General features: G+C 73.2%; 15 protein-coding genes. 7 read left to right on the forward strand and 8 right to left on the reverse strand.

Annotated features, from left to right (window positions below; all coding sequences use genetic code 11):
* The first annotated feature begins 61 nt into the window (after nucleotides 1-61).
* On the forward strand, nucleotides 62-1,783 hold the full coding sequence (gene kstD / locus ACWED2_RS25815) for a 3-oxosteroid 1-dehydrogenase (protein WP_449693052.1): 1,722 nt from the start codon (nucleotides 62-64) through the stop codon (nucleotides 1,781-1,783).
* Here the strand turns inward: kstD and ACWED2_RS25820 are convergent.
* From ACWED2_RS25820 to ACWED2_RS25835, 4 genes are all read right to left on the reverse strand, one after another.
* Nucleotides 1,780-2,802, reverse strand: coding sequence for an LLM class flavin-dependent oxidoreductase (locus tag ACWED2_RS25820; protein ID WP_449693053.1), 1,023 nt, complete (start codon nucleotides 2,800-2,802; stop codon nucleotides 1,780-1,782). The two genes, kstD and ACWED2_RS25820, sit on opposite strands and share 4 nt — an antisense overlap.
* Before the next feature lie 44 nt (nucleotides 2,803-2,846).
* Nucleotides 2,847-4,019: a Glu/Leu/Phe/Val dehydrogenase dimerization domain-containing protein gene (locus ACWED2_RS25825; protein WP_449693054.1), complete on the reverse strand. Its 1,173-nt coding sequence runs from the start codon at nucleotides 4,017-4,019 to the stop codon at nucleotides 2,847-2,849.
* 20 nt (nucleotides 4,020-4,039) lie between these two features.
* Nucleotides 4,040-4,621 (reverse strand): TetR/AcrR family transcriptional regulator, encoded by a 582-nt coding sequence (locus ACWED2_RS25830; protein ID WP_449693055.1) that lies wholly within the window; start codon nucleotides 4,619-4,621, stop codon nucleotides 4,040-4,042.
* 440 nt (nucleotides 4,622-5,061) lie between these two features.
* Nucleotides 5,062-6,768 (reverse strand): TIGR03086 family metal-binding protein, encoded by a 1,707-nt coding sequence (locus ACWED2_RS25835; RefSeq protein WP_449693056.1) that lies wholly within the window; start codon nucleotides 6,766-6,768, stop codon nucleotides 5,062-5,064.
* An 85-nt stretch (nucleotides 6,769-6,853) separates the two neighbouring features.
* Here ACWED2_RS25835 and ACWED2_RS25840 point away from each other — a divergent pair, with 85 nt between their 5' ends.
* On the forward strand, nucleotides 6,854-7,486 hold the full coding sequence (locus tag ACWED2_RS25840) for a TetR/AcrR family transcriptional regulator (RefSeq protein ID WP_449693057.1): 633 nt from the start codon (nucleotides 6,854-6,856) through the stop codon (nucleotides 7,484-7,486).
* Nucleotides 7,487-7,544: 58 nt separating this feature from the next.
* Here the strand turns inward: ACWED2_RS25840 and ACWED2_RS25845 are convergent, their stop codons facing one another.
* Entirely contained in the window at nucleotides 7,545-7,784 is a 240-nt protein-coding gene (locus ACWED2_RS25845) for a hypothetical protein (protein ID WP_449693112.1), read from the reverse strand.
* Between ACWED2_RS25845 and ACWED2_RS25850 the strand changes: the two genes are divergently transcribed.
* Entirely contained in the window at nucleotides 7,666-8,493 is an 828-nt protein-coding gene (locus ACWED2_RS25850; protein ID WP_449693111.1) for a DUF11 domain-containing protein, read from the forward strand. The two genes, ACWED2_RS25845 and ACWED2_RS25850, sit on opposite strands and share 119 nt — an antisense overlap.
* Before the next feature lie 98 nt (nucleotides 8,494-8,591).
* Here ACWED2_RS25850 and ACWED2_RS25855 read toward each other — a convergent pair whose 3' ends face one another.
* A complete protein-coding gene (locus ACWED2_RS25855; RefSeq protein WP_449693058.1) occupies nucleotides 8,592-9,374 on the reverse strand; it encodes a trypsin-like serine peptidase in 783 nt (260 codons plus the stop codon).
* A gap of 157 nt (nucleotides 9,375-9,531) precedes the next feature.
* Between ACWED2_RS25855 and ACWED2_RS25860 the strand changes: the two genes are divergently transcribed.
* Entirely contained in the window at nucleotides 9,532-10,326 is a 795-nt protein-coding gene (locus tag ACWED2_RS25860; protein WP_449693059.1) for an alpha/beta fold hydrolase, read from the forward strand.
* Here ACWED2_RS25860 and ACWED2_RS25865 read toward each other — a convergent pair.
* Nucleotides 10,307-13,090: an ATP-binding protein gene (locus tag ACWED2_RS25865; RefSeq protein WP_449693060.1), complete on the reverse strand. Its 2,784-nt coding sequence runs from the start codon at nucleotides 13,088-13,090 to the stop codon at nucleotides 10,307-10,309. The two genes, ACWED2_RS25860 and ACWED2_RS25865, sit on opposite strands and share 20 nt — an antisense overlap.
* Before the next feature lie 121 nt (nucleotides 13,091-13,211).
* Here ACWED2_RS25865 and ACWED2_RS25870 point away from each other — a divergent pair, with 121 nt between their 5' ends.
* A complete protein-coding gene (locus ACWED2_RS25870) occupies nucleotides 13,212-13,769 on the forward strand; it encodes a hypothetical protein (protein ID WP_449693061.1) in 558 nt (185 codons plus the stop codon).
* Nucleotides 13,766-14,269: a YceI family protein gene (locus tag ACWED2_RS25875; RefSeq protein WP_449693062.1), complete on the forward strand. Its 504-nt coding sequence runs from the start codon at nucleotides 13,766-13,768 to the stop codon at nucleotides 14,267-14,269. Before ACWED2_RS25870 ends, ACWED2_RS25875 begins: the two co-directional genes overlap by 4 nt.
* Here the strand turns inward: ACWED2_RS25875 and ACWED2_RS25880 are convergent.
* Nucleotides 14,262-14,909, reverse strand: coding sequence for a rhomboid family intramembrane serine protease (locus ACWED2_RS25880; protein ID WP_449693063.1), 648 nt, complete (start codon nucleotides 14,907-14,909; stop codon nucleotides 14,262-14,264). The two genes, ACWED2_RS25875 and ACWED2_RS25880, sit on opposite strands and share 8 nt — an antisense overlap.
* Nucleotides 14,910-14,998: 89 nt before the next feature.
* Here ACWED2_RS25880 and folP point away from each other — a divergent pair, with 89 nt between their 5' ends.
* Nucleotides 14,999-15,865 carry a dihydropteroate synthase gene (folP, locus tag ACWED2_RS25885; RefSeq protein WP_449693064.1) on the forward strand — a complete coding sequence of 289 codons (867 nt, stop codon included), beginning with the start codon at nucleotides 14,999-15,001 and terminating at the stop codon, nucleotides 15,863-15,865.
* Nucleotides 15,866-15,957 lie beyond the last annotated feature (92 nt).

Here is a 15,957-nt window from a genome sequence, read left to right on the forward strand (position 1 = left end):
CCAGTTTTGGGGTGTGACCGTAGAGCATGACCTTCGCCGTTCTCGCGAGCGAGGAGTCGCCATGGATGCCGACCTGACCCGCCGTCAGCTCCTCCGCGGCAGCGCCGCGGGCGTGGGCCTCGCCGTGACCGCCGGGCTCGCGGCCCCCGCCGCCGCGGCAACGGCCGAGTACGACGTCGTCGTGGTCGGCTCCGGAGCGGCCGGCATGACGGCGGCGCTCACCGCGGCCAAGCGCGGGCTGAGCGTCGTGGTGCTCGAGAAGGCGCCGACCTTCGGCGGGTCCGCGGCCCGGTCCGGTGCCGGCATCTGGATCCCCAACAACCCGGTGCTGCTCGCCGCCGGCGTGCCGGACACGCCCGCGAAGGCCGCGCAGTACCTCGCCGCCGTCGTCGGGCCGGATGTCCCCGCCGCGCGGCAGGAGGCGTTCCTGCGCAACGGCCCGGCGATGATCTCCTTCGTGCTGGCCAACAGCCCGCTGCGGTTCCGGTTCATGGAGGGCTACAGCGACTACTACCCGGAGCTGCCGGGCGGGCTGCCGAACGGCCGGTCGATCGAGCCGGACCAGTTCGACGGGAACCTGCTCGGCGCCGAGCTGGCGAACCTGAACCCGCCCTACCTCGCCACGCCGGCCGGGCTCGTCGTCTTCAGCGCCGACTACAAGTGGCTGAACCTCGCCCTGGTGAACGCCAAGGGCGCCGCGGTCGCCGCCGAATGCCTGGCCCGCGGCACGGCCGCCGCGCTGGCCGGGCAGAAGCCGCTCACCATGGGGCAGTCGCTCGCCGCCGGCCTGCGCGTGGGCCTGCAGCGAGCCGGCGTCCCGGTGCTGCTGAACACCCCGCTCGTCGACCTGAACGTCGAAAACGGTGCGGTGACCGGCGTGCTGACGCCGAACGGGCTGGTGCGGGCGCGCCGCGGCGTGATCGTCGGCTCGGGCGGGTTCGAGCACAACGCGGCGATGCGCGCGCAGTACCAGCGGCAGCCGATCGGCACCGACTGGACCGTCGGCGCGAAGGAGAACACCGGCGACGGCCACCGCGCCGGGCAGCGCGCCGGCGCCGCCCTCGACCTGATGGACGACGCCTGGTGGGGCCCGGCCATCCCGACGCCGGGAGACCCGTACTTCTGCCTGGCCGAACGGACCCTGCCCGGGGGGCTGATCGTGAACCAGGCCGGGCAGCGGTTCGTCAACGAGGCCGCGCCCTACAGCGACGTCGTGCACACCATGTACGACAAGAACCCGTCGGCGCCGGACATCCCGGCGTGGCTGATCGTCGACCAGAACTACCGCAACCGGTACCTGTTCCGCGACATCGCGCCACTGCTGCCGTTCCCGGACGCCTGGTACGCCGCGGGCGCGGTCTTCAAGGCGTCGACGGTCCAGGGGCTCGCCACGCAGATCGGCGTGCCGTCCGCCGCGCTGAAGTCCACTGTGGATCGCTTCAACGGGTTCGCCCGCTCCGGCGTCGACAGCGACTTCCGCCGCGGCGCGAGCGCGTACGACCACTACTACACGGATCCGGCGGTGTCGCCGAACTCGTGCCTCGCGCCGCTGAGGGCGGCGCCGTACTACGCGCTGCGGCTGGTCCCCGGCGACCTCGGCACGAAGGGCGGCATGCGCACGGATGCCCGGGCGCGCGTGCTGCGCCCGGACGGCTCGGTGATCCGCGGCCTGTACGCGGCCGGCAACGCGAGCGCGGCGGTGATGGGCCACAGCTACGCCGGCGCGGGGTCGACCATCGGCCCGGCGATGACGTTCGGCTACATCGCCGCGAACGACGTCTAGAACTCCTTTTCCACCAAGGGAAGCACCTCGGTGCCGAGGAGCTCGATGGCGCGCATGACCTCGGCCTGCGGGACGCCGGACCAGTCCATCTGCATGGCGTACCGGTCCGCGCCGGTGAGCTTGCCGACCGCGATCAGGCGTTCGGCGATCTCCTGCGGGCTGCCGACGAACAAGGCGTTCGCGTCACGGGTGTACTCGTCGTACTCGGCGCGGCTCGGGATCGCCCAGCCGCGGGCGCGGGCGCCGTACTTCATCGTCTCGAGCCAGTACGGGTAGAAGGTTTCCTTGGCGTCCTGGGACTTCTCGGCGATGAAGCCGATCGCGCCCATGGTGACGTGCAGGTCCTGCTGTTCTCCCGCTTCCCCGGCCCGGCGGTAGAGGTCGACCAGCGGGGCGAAGCGCTCGGGCTGTCCGCCGATCACCGCGTACACCACGGGCAGGCCGAGCAGCCCGGCGCGGATCGACGACTCGGGGTTGCCGCCGGTGCCGACCGAGATGCGAAGGTGCTCGCCGTACGGCCGGGGGAGGATCCGCGCGTTCTCCAGCGGCGGCCGGAACTTGCCGGACCAGGTCAGCGGGTCTTCGCGGTCGATGCGCAGGAGCAGGGCGAGCTTCTCCTCGAAGAGCTCGTCGTAGTCGCCGAGGTCGTTGCCGAACAGCGGGAACGACTCGGTGAACGACCCGCGCCCGGCGAGCAGCTCGGCGCGGCCCTGACTGAGCTGGTCGAGCGTGGTGAACTGCTGGTAGAGGCGGACCGGGTCCTCGGTGCTCAGCACGGTGACGGCGGAGCTGAGGGTGATCTGGTTCGTGACGCTCGCGGCGGCGGCCAGCACGGTGCCCGGGTTCGAGATCGCGTACTGGTCGAGGTGGTGCTCGCCGAGGCCGTAGAAGCCGAGGCCCAGCTCGTCGGCGAGCTTGATCCGCTCGAGCGTGTCGGCCAGCGTCTGCGCGACGGAGGGCTGCTCGCCGGTGCGCGGGTCCGGCGCCCGGTCGCCGAAGCTGTAGATGCCAAGTTTCATACAACGCTCAACTATCTCGGGGCCGGATTCGTTCCCCCGGGTCCTCAGCCGAACCTGGCCTGGATCGCTTCGAGGTTCTTCTCCGACAGCTGCAGCGCGGCGTCGCGGAGACTGAGGCCGTCGAGGGTGGCGACCTCGAACATGGTGGTCACCAGGGCGCGCATCCGGGTGCGGACCTTGCCGAAGGCTTCCTCGGCGTCCGCGCCGATGTCGCCGAAGAGCGTCCACCACCACCAGGAGTTGGTCGCCGAGTTGGCGACGAAGTCCGGCACCACGCGGATGCCCCGGGCGTCGAGGAGCTCCTCGGCGTCCGGCGTGACCGGCAGGTTCGCCGCCTCGACGATCAGCTTGGCGCCGATCTTGGCCTGGTTGTCGGCGTCGACGCAGTAGGAGATCGCGGCCGGCACCAGCACCTCGGCCGGTACGTCGAGCCAGGCTTCCGGTGGCAGGAGTTCGTCGCCGGGCTTGAGGTTGTCGCGGTCGATGCCGCCGAAGCGGTCGCGGTGCCGCAGGAGGTTTTCGACGTCGAGCCCGTCCGGGTTGGCGACCACCCCGCGGACGTCCGAGACGCCGACGACGCGCAGGCCGGCGTCGGCGAGGAAGCGGGCGGTGGCGCCGCCCATCGCGCCGAAGCCCTGCAGCACGACGCGGTTGTCCTCGTTTTCCAGGCCGAGCATTTCGAGCCCGGTGAGCGTGGCCTGCGCCACGCCGAGGCCGCCGACCAGCTCGTCGAGCCCGAGGCCGCCGACCTCGATCCGGAAGGCCTCCGCGAGCCGGGCGGTCGCGGCGTCGCGGTCTTCGAGCAGCGGGTAGATCGCCTGCACCGGGCTGGTCAGGCCGATTTCGGCGATGACGCCGTCGATGACGTCCTGCCGCAGGCCCAGGTCCTCGCCCATGGACCAGTACTGCTCGATGAGCGGCCGCATGGCGTGCAGGTACCGGGCGACGACGTCGCGCGCGCGGTCGTCGTAGGGGTCGAAGTCGATGCCGCCCTTGGCGCCGCCGAGCGGGATGTACCGGCCGTCGGGGTCGTAGTTGAGGCCTTCTTTGAGCGTCATGCCCCGGGCCAGGCCGCGGACCTCGAACAGCGAGCAGCCGCGGCGCATCCGCAGGCCCCCGCTGGCCACCCCGCGCACGAGCCGGTCGATCACCAGGTACCCGCGGCACCCGGTGACGGGATCGGTCCACGCCACTTCGAGCAAGGCTGTTTCGGTCATCGCCCCTCCTGATCCCCCGGTCAACACCCGAGCTCGTAAGCCATCGCCTGCTCGACCCACCGCTCGCAGTCCCCCGCGGTGACGGTCCCCTGCCGGGCGACGACCTGGACGGCGAGCCCGTCGAGCAGCGCGGTGAGCCGCCACGCGGCGCCGTGCGGATCGGGGCACCGGAAGACCCCGGCCCCGACACCCTCGGCGATCAGGGCGACAACGGCATCCCGCCACCGCAGGTCGAGGCGTTGCAGCACGGCCCGCAGGGCGTCATCCCGCACGGCGGCGGCGCCGGCTTCGATCCACAGCGGCCAGTTGTCGTGTTTCGTCGGCGCGTAAAGGGCGAGGACGGCGCGGAGCCGGTTGTCGGCGGGGCCGCCTTTGGCGAGCTCGTCGTTCAGCTTGGCCAGTTCGTGTTCGGCGGCCTGCCGGAAGGCTTCGATGACGAGGGTTTCGAGGGTCCCGAAGTGGTAGAAGATCAGCGCGGTGCTGACATCGAGCGCGTGCGCGACGTCGGCGGCCCGCACGCCGGAGATGCCCCGCGAGCGGATCTGCGCAAGGGCGGCCCGCACGATCTCCTCCCGCCGCACGGCCACGGCCTTCCGCATCATGCGGTCACCGTACCCAGGGGCGACGGGTGTGCGGCAGGCGCCGAATGTGGGTTCCTCGGCCTGTGCGGACAGTCAGGACCGCAGGTGAGAGGCGGATTGAGGGCCGTTTGTGACGTGGCTCGCGGTGCGGCTCCGTCGGCTCGCGTACCTGGAGGCCGGTGGGTGTGCCGGGAGGGGCGGTTGGGGTGTCTGGTGGGGCGTGAGCCGGCGGATGGTGAGCGGGTGGCCCCGCGGTCGGCGGAAGTGATCGCGGCGAACGATCCCGGGTTCGGCTGGGGCCTGGAGGTCTGGAGCGGGCTGGACTGGCCGGGGGCGAGAAAGGGCTTGGAGCGGCCCTGGTCGGCGGAGGCCGGTGGGGGCTGGAGAGGTTGGAGTCGTTGGGGATGTGGCGGAGTGCCGGGCGCCGCAGTTGCGGCTCCCGGCACTTCCACGCGCCCGGCTCAGGCGGTCCACTCGGGGTTGCGGCCCAGGTAGCGGAGCAGCGTGGCCACCGCGTCGTCGCCGGCTGACGGCTCCAGGGCCGGCGCGTAGGCGAAGCCGCGCAGGGGTTCTGCCAGCTCTTGGGCCACCGGGAGCAGCTGGGCGGCCAGCTCCGGCGTCAGGGGAGACTCCTGGCCCGCCGCCCGGGCGATGTCCCAGGCGTGGACCGCCGCGTCCAGTGCGGCCGCGCCGACCGCCACCGGGGCCGGGAGGGCTCCCTGCGGCAAGGGCGTCGGGACCGCCTCCGCCTCGGGGGAGATCGTGGCGAAGGCCGCCGAGGCGGCGGCCAGGGTCGGCTCGAGGTACTCCGCCGCCGGGGCCGGGAGGGTGCCCGACGGGGCGAACGGGTTGAAGTCCGGGCCGCCCGTGCCCGTGATCTGTGCCGCGTAGCCCAGCTGGTCGCCCGCCGCGTGCTGGAGGACCTGGGTGACGTTCCACTCCGCGCACGGCGTCGGGGCCGACCAGTCCGTCACGCCCGCGATCGCCGACCGCAGCGCTTCGTGCGCCGCCGCCAGGATCGGCCACGAAGTGCCGCGGTTCAGGCCCGCGAAGAACTGGCGGATGTCCGCCACCAGCACGTCCGTGGCTTCGTGCGCCGCGTAGTGGCCCGCCGCGTCGCGGGGGCCGCCCGAGCTCGCCGTCACGTCGTAGCTGTTCCAGCTGACGATGTTCGCGTGGTCGCGTTCGGCGAACCGGCGGATCGACTGGAAGTCGCCCGCGAACATCGCCAGGGCCGTCGGGACCGTCGTCGGGCCCTCCGGGTGGGACGTCGTGTGCGCGTTCTCGTAGTAGAAGCGGATCGACGAGCCGCCGGTGCGGGTCAGCCAGTACAGCGCCACGTTCGCCAGCACGAACTCCGGATCCAGGTGCTCGCCGAACAGCTGGGCGTTCCACGCCAGCAGGGCCAGCGGCGAGTCCGCGAGCGCGAAGGCCAGCGTGTGCGGCTGCTGGCTGTGCAGCGTGTTGAAGGAGAACATGTTCTCGTAGAACCACTGCAGGTGCGCGAGCGCCGCCTGGTCGGCTTCGCTCAGGTCCGCCATCTCGGCCGGGTCGCCGGACGGGAACGAGAACAGCTGCGTGACGTGCACGCCGACGACCTTCTCCGGGGCCAGCCGGCCGATCTCCGGCGAGATCATCGACCCGCCGTCGTTGCCCACCGCGCCGTACTTCTCGTAGCCCAGCCGGCTCATCAGCTCGGCCCACGCCGCCGCCGTGCGGTACGTGTCCCAGCCCGCCGAGCTGGTCGGGCCCGAGAAACCGAAGCCCGGCACGGATGGGATGACCAGGTGGAACGCCGGCTCAGCCGCGGACGCCGGCTCGGTCAGCGGGCCGATCACGTCCAGGTACTCCACGATCGAGCCCGGCCAGCCGTGCGTGAGCACCAGCGGCGTCGCGTCCTCCCGCGAGGAGCGGACGTGCAGGAAGTGGATGGACTCGCCGTCGATCTCCGTCACGAACTGCGGGTACGCGTTGAGCCGCGCCTCGAACGCCCGCCAGTCGAACTTCTCCAGCCAGTACTCGGCCAGCGCGCGGACCCGCTCGTTCGTGACGCCGTACTCGGCGGGCAGCTCGTCCGGCCACAGCGCCCCGCGCAGGCGGTTTTCCAGGTCCACGAGGGCGGCCTGCGGGATCTCGACGCGGAACGGGCGGAGGGCGGGGACCGTCATGACTTGCTCCTTCAAGGTGGAACGGAATGCTTCGTTCCGAACTGTAGCAGACCGGAACGATCCGTTCCAGTGTTAATCTCGGCGGATGAGTGAGACCGAGACCGCCCTGCCCGGCCGCCGCGGCCAGGCCGCCCGCAACAACGTCCTCATCCTCGACGCCGCCCGCCACGTCTTCCTCGGGGATCCGAAGGCGCCGATCTCGCAGGTCGCCGAGCGCGCCGGCGTCGGGATCAGCGCCCTCTACCGCCGGTACCCGAGCAAGGAGGTCCTGCTCCGCCACATCTGCCACGACGGCCTTCTCCTCTACATCGGCGAGGCCGAACTCGCCGCCGAGGAGCCGGACGGCTGGGCGGCCCTGACCGGGTTCCTCGACCGGGTCGTCGAAGCCGACGTGCACTCCCTGACCGTCCACCTCGCCGGCACGTTCACCCCGACCCCCGAGATGGGCCGGGACGCGCGCCGCGCCGGCGAGCTGACGGAGCAACTGGTCGAGCGGGCGCGCGAAACCGGGCGCCTGCGCCCGGACGCCGTCGCCGAAGACATCGGCATGATCCTCGAATGCTGCGCCGCCATCCGCGTCGACGACGAGGAGCGGACGTCGCAGCTGCGCCACCGGTACCTCGCGCTGCTCATCGAGGGGTTGTCGGCGAAAGGTCCGGATCTGCCGGGCCCGCCGCCGCGGCCCGGTGAGATGAACGGCCGCTGGCGTCCATCCTGACGGCGGTGCCGTGGCAGGTCCGGATGGCGGTAACGAATTCCGCGAGTGCGACGACTGATCAGCGTCGGCTGTCCAGAAAAGACCCCAATGCACCATCAGTCAGAGCGGCATTCCCGGACCGGAACAGCGAGATGACGACTATGCAAAGAAGCTGGCGACGGACCACGATCCTGTCCTCGGTGGCCGCACTGGCCACGGCGTTCATCGCAATCGCCCCCGCCGCGCAGGCGGACACGCCCACCAGTTCCGTCGAAGTCAGTCCCACCACGGTACTTCCGGGACAGACGTTCACGATCACGCAAACCATTCACAACGACCGCGATTTCACGGTGACTTTCGCGAAGGGTGCCATTTACGGTACGCCGACCGCGATCGTCGACGTCGCCGACATCGTGTCGTGCACCAACACGACGGCGGTCGGCTGCTTCCAGGCCGGGAGCAGTTACCGCGCCGCGTTCGGCGATCTCGAGGCCGGCGGCACGAGGACCACGGTGTGGACCCTGCGCGTCAAGGACACCGCGGCGCCCGGGTCGTTCACGCTGCAGCACCAGTTCGTCGGTGACAACTACGCTTTCGAAACCCTCGACGGGCCGGTGATCACCGTCGCCGAGCCGGCCACGCAGGCCGACGTCAAGGTCGCGCTGGGCGCCACCGGGCACGGCGGGCTGAACGCGCGCATCGACTACACGGTCACCGTGACGAACAACGGCCCGGCCGCGGCGACCGGAACCCGGGTCGTGGCAACGTATCCGGCGGGCCTGTCGTTCGGCTCCGGCAGCGGCTGCACCCACGTCGCCGGCACCCGGACGGTGAACTGTGACGTCGCTTCGCTGGCCAGCGGCGCGTCGGCGACGCCGAAGTTCTCGGTGAACGGCGGCCTGCTCGCGCTCGGTTCGTACACCACCACGGCGAAGCGGACGGCGAGCTCGCCCGCGGATCCCAACCCCGCCAACGACAGCGCGTCGAAGACGTGCTCGGCGCTCACCGGGCTCATTGTGACCTGCTGAGAGGTTCTTTCGTTCGCGAAAGGTGAACCGGGCTCGTGTCCTCCGCCAGGGACACGGGCCCGGCTTTGCGTTTCACCCGGTGCGTTTCCACCGGGGAATCAGCCGGTGACCGACGCGTAGAGCTTCGCGATGTCGTCGTCGAAATAGGGGCTGTAGGAAACGTCCGGGGTGTCCCCGCCGAGCTGGTAACCGCCGATCACGCCGATGACGGCGCCGTCGGTGACCCACGGCCCGCCGCTGGTTCCGTCCGGGAAACCGGGGCACGCCACCCGCAGTTGATAAGGGCCGGAACGGGTCGTGTTCCCCTCGCAAACCACCGGGGAATCGGTCGTGTCGGGGTAGCCCGTGAGGGTGATCCGGTGCTCGAACCCGCGATTCGTGCCGAGCACGTTCGCGCCGGTGACGCTTTCCAGCGACGCCGCGTTTCCGGCCTGCCGCACGGTCAGGAACGCGAAATCCAGATCCGGGTCCGCCGAAGCCGTCCAGCCACCGGCGACGGCCACCGAGGTCACCGTCCACATCCCGGCCGGCGCGACACCGTCGTGGTAGCCAGGGGCGAAGGTCATGCCGTCCCGGACGCAGTGCGCGGCGGTCAGCACGAGGTCGCCGGCGGCGGAGTGCACCACGCTCGCCGAGCAGAAGTGCCTGCCGTTCGCGAACAGCGCCCCGACCGGGGCGACGGCGGGTTTCGCCGGAGCGGACGGCGCGACGGGGGCGGCGGCGACCGGAACGGTGACGGGGGCCGGAGTGGTGACCGGGGCCGGCGCGCCCGCGGCATAGGCGTCTTCGGCGGTCGTGCCGGTGCCGAGGACCAGCCCGGTCCCCATGACCAGCAACGCCGCCGCGGCCGTCAGCGCGGTGCGGGGGAACTTGATCGCCACGTCTCAAGACCACCACAGCACCACCGCATCCGCAGCGTGCGCGGCCCGATGCACAGCGACCTCATAGCGCCCGCACAGCGCCACACAGGCTGCCCGGACGCGCGGTCTTCGGCGCGAAGCGGGGGCGGCGCCGGGGATCGTCGTTAGCCTCGGAAGCATGACGGCATCGGTCACCTCGCCCGACGGGACGGTCATCGGCTTCGAGACCCTCGGCGACGGCCCGCCGATGGTCCTGGTCCACGGCACCGGTGCGGACCACACGCGCTGGGCCGCGGTGCGGGACCGGCTGGCCCGGCGCTACCGCCTGTACCTCGTCGACCGCCGCGGCCGGGGCCTCAGCCGAGCCGAGGCGCCCGCCTACGACCTCCGGCGCGAAGGCGAGGACATCGCCGCCGTCGCCGAAGCCGCCGGGGGAGACGTCTACCTGGTCGCGCACTCCTTCGGTGCCCTCTGCGCGCTGGAAGCCGTCCGGCACACCAAGGCGGTCCGGCGGCTGGTGGCCTACGAACCGCCGCGGCCGCAGCCGGGCGGGTCCGTGGTGGGCCCGGACGCGCGCGGCCGGATGCGAGCCGCGCAGGACCCCGAGCGGATCCTGGAAACCTTCCTGCAGGAGGCGTTGCGGCTCCCACCGGCGGACGTCGAGGCGATGCGCGCGACACCGGTCTGGCCGGCCCGGGTCGCCGCCGCGCCCACGATCCCGCGGGAGCTGGACGTCGTCGAGGGCATGGCCTTCGACGAGCGGCTCGGCGAGATCGCCGTCCCGGTCCGGCTGTTCGCGGGCACGGAAAGCCCGGCCTACCTCCGGCTGGCCGCCCAGGCGGTCGCGGAGCTGATCCCCGGCGCCGACGTCGTGCCGCTGCGCGGCCAGGCCCACCAGGCGATGGACTTCGATCCGGACCAGTTCACCGAGGCGGTGTTCGCGTTCGACCGGCTCACGGGGGGTTCCGGGTGACGGAGCCCCCGGCCCCGGTCGGCACGGTGAGGCCGCGGCGGTGCGCCCAGGCCGTCACCTCGGTCCGGTTCGCCAGGCCCAGCTTGGCCAGCACGCTGCGGACGTGGCTTTCCACCGTGCGCTCGGACAGCACCAGCCGGTGGGCGATCTGGCGGTTGCTCAGCGCGCCGGCGACCAGCGCCACGATCTCCCGCTCGCGGCCGGTGAGCGGGTCGGCCTCGCTCCGGACCCGGTCGAGCAGCGCGGTGGCGTCCCGCACCCAGCCGGGCATGCCGAGCCGCCGGGCTTCGTCGGCGGCCTGCCGGGCCAGGGTCTCCGCGCGGGACAGCTCGCCGAGGGCGGCCAGTTCGGCCGCCAGGCGGACGCGGTTGTGCACGACGTAGGGCCGGGCGCCGAGCCGCGTGTCCCAGGCGATCGCCTCCTCGAACAGCGGCACGGCCTCGGCGTGCCGCCCGAGGACCGCGGCCAGCCGGCCGGCCCAGCTGCTGGAGCAGTCGCTGCAGAAGGTGCCCGCCCCGCCCGAGCCGACCGGCGACTCGCCGGCCAGCCGCTCGGCGAGCCACTCCGCCGTTTCGCGGTCTTCGAACGCCTCCAGCAACGGCAGGAGGTTCGGCCCGATCCCCGGCGCCTGGCCGATGAAGTCGGGATCGCGCAGGCGGGGACGCAGGGCGTCGTACTCGGCCCGTGCTTCGTCGCGGCGGCCCGTGACCAGCGCGCAGAGCGGCCGGGAGACGACCGTGATGGGCAGCGGCGGGGCGATCGCCAGCAGCTCGTCGTAGCCGTCGGGCAGCTCGCCCGGGTCGCCGACCACGTCCGCCAGCTGCTGCGCGAACGCGAACGACATCCCGACCGCGGACCGGTCTTCGGCCAGCTCCGCCTCGGCGAGCTCCCTCGCGAGCCGGTTCTGCGCCCTGGCCTCGGCGAACGCGCCGCGGTAGGCCGCGACCGAGGCGCGCAGCCGCAGCTCGTGCCAGCGGACGAGCGGCAGCCGGGTCGTCGCGGCCAGCGCCGAGATCGCGGCGAGCTCGGCGTCCACGACGGGAACGGTGCCGACCTCGAACGCCGCGTCCAGCCGCCACTTGTGGCCCCACAGCGCCACCAGGGGCCGTCCCGTGCCGCCCAGTGCCACGGCGAGCGCGCCGAGCCGCAGCCGCTCGGCCAGCGGCAGCTCGAACGGGCGGATCTTCATCCGGGCGCGGACGGCGTCGAGCAGCGCCTCCTGGTCGCCGGAGCGCTCGGCCAGCGCCAAGGCTTCGCCGGCGGCTCCGACGGCTTCGGTCGCCCGGCCGTAATCGGCGGCCACGGCCGCTGATTGGGCGAGGAGCTTCGCGCGCACGGCCGGGTCCGCGCCGGGCCCGGTCGCCGCCAGCGCGGACGCCGTGAGTTCGGCCATTTCCGGCAGCAGGTCGGGCGCCGACGTGTCCCGGACGACGAGCGCCGCGGCGGCGACGAGCGCCGGATCGGACGTCAGCTCCGCGGCCTCGCGCGCATGGGCCAGGCTGCGCGCGAACCGGCCCGCCCGGTACTCCGCGGTCGCCAGCTCGACGAGCAGGGCGGCGAGGCCGTCGCGCCGGCCCGCGCGACGGCGGCAGCCGAGCGCGAGGCCGAGGAACCGGGCGGCTTCGGTGAAGGCGAGCGAGCGGGTGGCGTCCCGGGCCGCCGTTTCGGCCCAGTCCGCCGCCCGGGCGAGGGCGTCCGGCGTCGCCGCGGCTCGCAGCCAGTGCCCGGCCACGACGCCCGGCTCGGCCCGCGGCTCCAGCGCGGCCGCCGCCCGGGCGTGCAGCTCCTCGCGGACGCCCTGGTCGAGATCGGCGTAGATCCCGTCGCGCACCACGGCGTGGGCGAACCGCCGCGAGCCGGCGACGGCGGGCCGCAGGACCCCGGCGCGCACGGCCCGGTCGAGCGCCGCGACGACCTCGCCGTCCGGCCGGGCGGCCACCTCGGCGACGACGTGCGCGTCGACCTCCTCGCCGAGCACCGAGGCGATCGCCAGCAGGTCCCGTGCCGCGGTGTCGAGCCCGGCGACCGTGGTGCGGACGAGGTGCCGCAGCTCGGCCGCACCGCCACCGGTCGCCGAGGACCGGGCGACCGCCTTGAGGTAGAGCGGGTTGCCGCCCGAGCGCCGCCACGCGTCGAGGGCGTCGACGCCCGCCCGGCCGACCTCGGCGAGGTAGGCGCGGACGTCGGGTTCGGTCAGCGGCTCCAGGCGCAGGCTCTCCGTGCCCGGCCGGCCCAGCAGCTCCGGCAGCGCCTCGAAGAGCGGGCCCGCCGCGTCGGTGTCCCGGTAGGTCGCGACGACGGCGAGCCGCGACCGGCGGATTTCCCCGGCCAGGTGCCGCAGCAGCCGCAGGGAGGCCTCGTCGGCCCAGTGCACGTCTTCGAGCACGACGACGAGCCCGTCCGGCTCGGCCGCCGCGACCAGGGCGTCCGCGGCCACGGCCACGAACCGGAACCGGGCCGCGACCAGGTCGGCGCCGTCGCGGTCGTCGAGGTCGGCCAGGGCCCGGTCGACCTCCGCACCCGCCTCCGGCAGCGCGCGGAGCACCCGCCGCCACGGCCACAGCGGCGGGGCGCCCGGGTCGTCGACGCAGCGGCCCCAGACGGCGGCCGGGCCGGTGACCGTCTCGGCCAGCCGGGTTTTGCCGATCCCCGCCGGACCGCCGACGAGCACCAGCGCGCCGGTGCCGCCGCCGGCCGCCGCGAGCCACGCACGCAGGTCGGCCGCGGCACCGGCCCGCCCGACGAACGGCTCGCTGCGCGTCACCCGAGCAGTATCCCCTCCGTGCCCGGTTTGCGCGTCGGTCTCCGTACTGGCACTGATGTCCGGGACGCCGCCGGCGGCGAGAGTGACTCCCAACGCCGTGACCAGCGAAAAGGAGCACACCATGCACGCTGTCGTCCACCAGTTCCGGGGTCCGCTGGGAACCCGGGACCTCACCGAAGGCGCCCTCGGTGCCGCCACGCTCACCCAGCTGGGCGGCCCGGCCGGCGCCGTCGTCACCTTCTGGCCCGACGCCTCGGCCGCGGAGGCGGCCGCGGCCCGGCGGCCCGCCGGGACCACCTGGCTCGACACCGGCGTCTACCGGGTCACCGACGCGCACTGGGCGTCGGACGCGGCCGCCTACGCCCAGCTCACCTGGTTCGACGGACCCCGCGGCGCCGAGCAGTCGGCCGCCGAGCTGCGCGCGGGCCGCGAGCGCATCTGGCCCGCCGTGCGCGACATCGAGGGCGTCGGCGCGAGCTACACCCTCGTCGCCGAAGACCGGTCCCTGCTCGTCGTGGGGTTCGGCGCGTCGACGGCGACGATCGAAGCCGTCCAGGAGGCGATCATGGCCACCGAGCTGCTGGCCGGCGAAGACCCGGTGCTGCTGCCCGGCCCGGACCGGGTCGACGTGCACCGCGTCCGGCACGCGGCCCTGCCGGCCCCGGCGGGTGCGCGATGAGCCCGCACACCGCCCCCGCGCTGCGCGCCGGCACCTGGACCGTCCGCAGTGGACGGACGACGGCGGCCTTCGAGGTCCGCAACTTCGGGTTCAACCGGGTGGGCGGCACGATCCCGGTCCGCACCGGCACCGTCGAGGTGCGCGACGGCGCGGTGACGGCCGTCCACGCCGAGCTGGACCTCGGGGCGCTCGACACGCGGAACGAGCGTCGCGACGCCGACCTGCGCAAGCCGAACCTGCTCGACAGCGGCGCCCGGCCGGACATGACCTTCACGGCCACCGGTGCCCGGCGGCAGGACGACGGCTGGGAAGTGACGGGCGAGCTGCGGCTGCGCGGGACGTCGTGCCCGCTGACGCTGACCGTCACGGCGCTCACCGGCACCCGCGTGCGGGCGACCGGGACGCTGGACCGGGCCCCGCTCGGCATGCGGGTGCCGCGCGCGGTGATCGGCCGGTACGTCCGGATCGACGTCGAGGCGGAGTTCGAGCCGCCTAACTGACGTCCTTGGGGAGCAGGGCGGTCGCCGGGTCGGGGGCGGCGACCGCCTTGGGGCGCCGGTCGCGGAACAGCCAGCCGCCGACGATGCCGCCCACGAACCCGAAGAGGTGGCCCTGCCAGCTGACCCCTTCCTGGGTCGGCAGCAGGGAGGTGAACTGGTAGGCGAAGCACAACGCCATCACCAGCCCGATCACGATGTCGATCAGGTGCCGGTCGAAGAGGCCTCGCACGATGATGTAGCCGAAGTAGCCGAAGACCAGGCCGCTGGCGCCGACCGTGACCGAGTTCGCCGGCGAGATGAACCAGACGCCGAGGCCGCTGGCGACGATGATCAGCAGGCTGACGCCGAGCCACTTCTTCACCCCGCGGTAGGCGGCGAGGAAGCCGAACACGAACAGCGGCCCGGAGTTGCCCTCGATGTGGCCCCAGCTGTAGTGCAGGAACGGCGAGGTGAGGATTTCGGGCAGCGACGCCGGATCGCGCGCCTCGATGCCGAACTCCCGGCTCAGGTCGTAGCCGCTGGGGGCGTTCACCAGCTGGACCACCCACAGCGCGGCCAGCAGGCCGACCATCACCCACAGGGCCTTCTTGGCCTCGGCGATCATGGCCTCGGCGTCGCTGCGGCTGGGTACCTCGTTCATTTCGCCCCCTCGGTCGCGCCCGAGGATAACCGGCGGACGGCCCGGACGCGGCGTTCCGGACCCAGCCGTGACCTGGCAGGGTTGGGCGCATGACGTCACACCGGCCGGAGATGGTCTTCCGGGGCCGTCGCATGCCCGGCGACCGCGCCCTGGTCATGGCCATCGTCAACCGCACGCCCGACTCGTTCTACGACAAGGGCGCGACCTTCGCCGACACCGCGGCGCTGGACGCGGTGGACCGCGCGGTCGCGGCGGGCGCCGACATCGTGGACATCGGCGGGGTGAAGGCGGGCGAGGGCCCCGAGGTCGACGTCGACGAGGAGATCAGGCGGGTGGTGCCGTTCGTCGCCGAGGTGCGCCACCGCCACCCGGGGCTGGTCATCAGCGTCGACACGTGGCGCCACGAGGTCGGCCGCCAGGTCTGCGAAGCGGGCGCGGACCTGCTCAACGACACCTGGGCGGGCGCGGACCCGAAGCTGGTCGAAGTCGCCGCGGAGTTCGGCGCGGGATACGTGTGTTCGCACGTCGGCGGCATGCCGGTGCGCACCGACCCGTACCCGGCGCCCACGCCCGAGCGGCCCTTCTGGCCCCGCTACGACGACGTGGTGGCGGAGGTGATCGCCGAGCTGACGGAGGCGGCATCGAGAACGGTGGCGGCCGGAGTGCCCCGCGACGGCGTACTGGTCGACCCGACGTTCGACTTCGGCAAGAGCACCAGGCACGGCCTGCAGTTGTTGCGCCACTTCGACCGCCTGGTGGCAACGGGCTGGCCGGTACTGGCGGCGCTGTCGAACAAGGACCTGATCGGCGAGACGTTGGACGTCGAAGCCCCCGACCGCCTGGCGGGAACCCTGGCGGCCACGGCAATAGCGGCACAGGCAGGCGCGGCGGTGTTCCGAGCCCACAACGTGCGGGAAACCCGCGAGGCGGTGGAGGCGGTCGCAGCGCTGGCCTGACCCAGAAAAGGAGCGGGATGACCACCCGCGGCCCACCTCGAGAAGGTGAGGTGGCAGCGGTAGTTGTGCGGCGAGGACAGTCTTTTTTGCCG

Source organism: Amycolatopsis sp. NPDC005003 (assembly GCF_053600695.1).

Coding starts and splice junctions, on each gene's coding strand:
- kstD (WP_449693052.1), top strand. CDS start 62: ATGGATGCCGACCTGACCCGCCGTCAGCTCCTCCGCGGCAGCGCCGCG.
- ACWED2_RS25820 (WP_449693053.1), bottom strand. CDS start 2,802: ATGAAACTTGGCATCTACAGCTTCGGCGACCGGGCGCCGGACCCGCGC.
- ACWED2_RS25825 (WP_449693054.1), bottom strand. CDS start 4,019: ATGACCGAAACAGCCTTGCTCGAAGTGGCGTGGACCGATCCCGTCACC.
- ACWED2_RS25830 (WP_449693055.1), bottom strand. CDS start 4,621: ATGATGCGGAAGGCCGTGGCCGTGCGGCGGGAGGAGATCGTGCGGGCC.
- ACWED2_RS25835 (WP_449693056.1), bottom strand. CDS start 6,768: ATGACGGTCCCCGCCCTCCGCCCGTTCCGCGTCGAGATCCCGCAGGCC.
- ACWED2_RS25840 (WP_449693057.1), top strand. CDS start 6,854: ATGAGTGAGACCGAGACCGCCCTGCCCGGCCGCCGCGGCCAGGCCGCC.
- ACWED2_RS25860 (WP_449693059.1), top strand. CDS start 9,532: ATGACGGCATCGGTCACCTCGCCCGACGGGACGGTCATCGGCTTCGAG.
- ACWED2_RS25870 (WP_449693061.1), top strand. CDS start 13,212: ATGCACGCTGTCGTCCACCAGTTCCGGGGTCCGCTGGGAACCCGGGAC.
- ACWED2_RS25875 (WP_449693062.1), top strand. CDS start 13,766: ATGAGCCCGCACACCGCCCCCGCGCTGCGCGCCGGCACCTGGACCGTC.
- ACWED2_RS25880 (WP_449693063.1), bottom strand. CDS start 14,909: ATGAACGAGGTACCCAGCCGCAGCGACGCCGAGGCCATGATCGCCGAG.
- folP (WP_449693064.1), top strand. CDS start 14,999: ATGACGTCACACCGGCCGGAGATGGTCTTCCGGGGCCGTCGCATGCCC.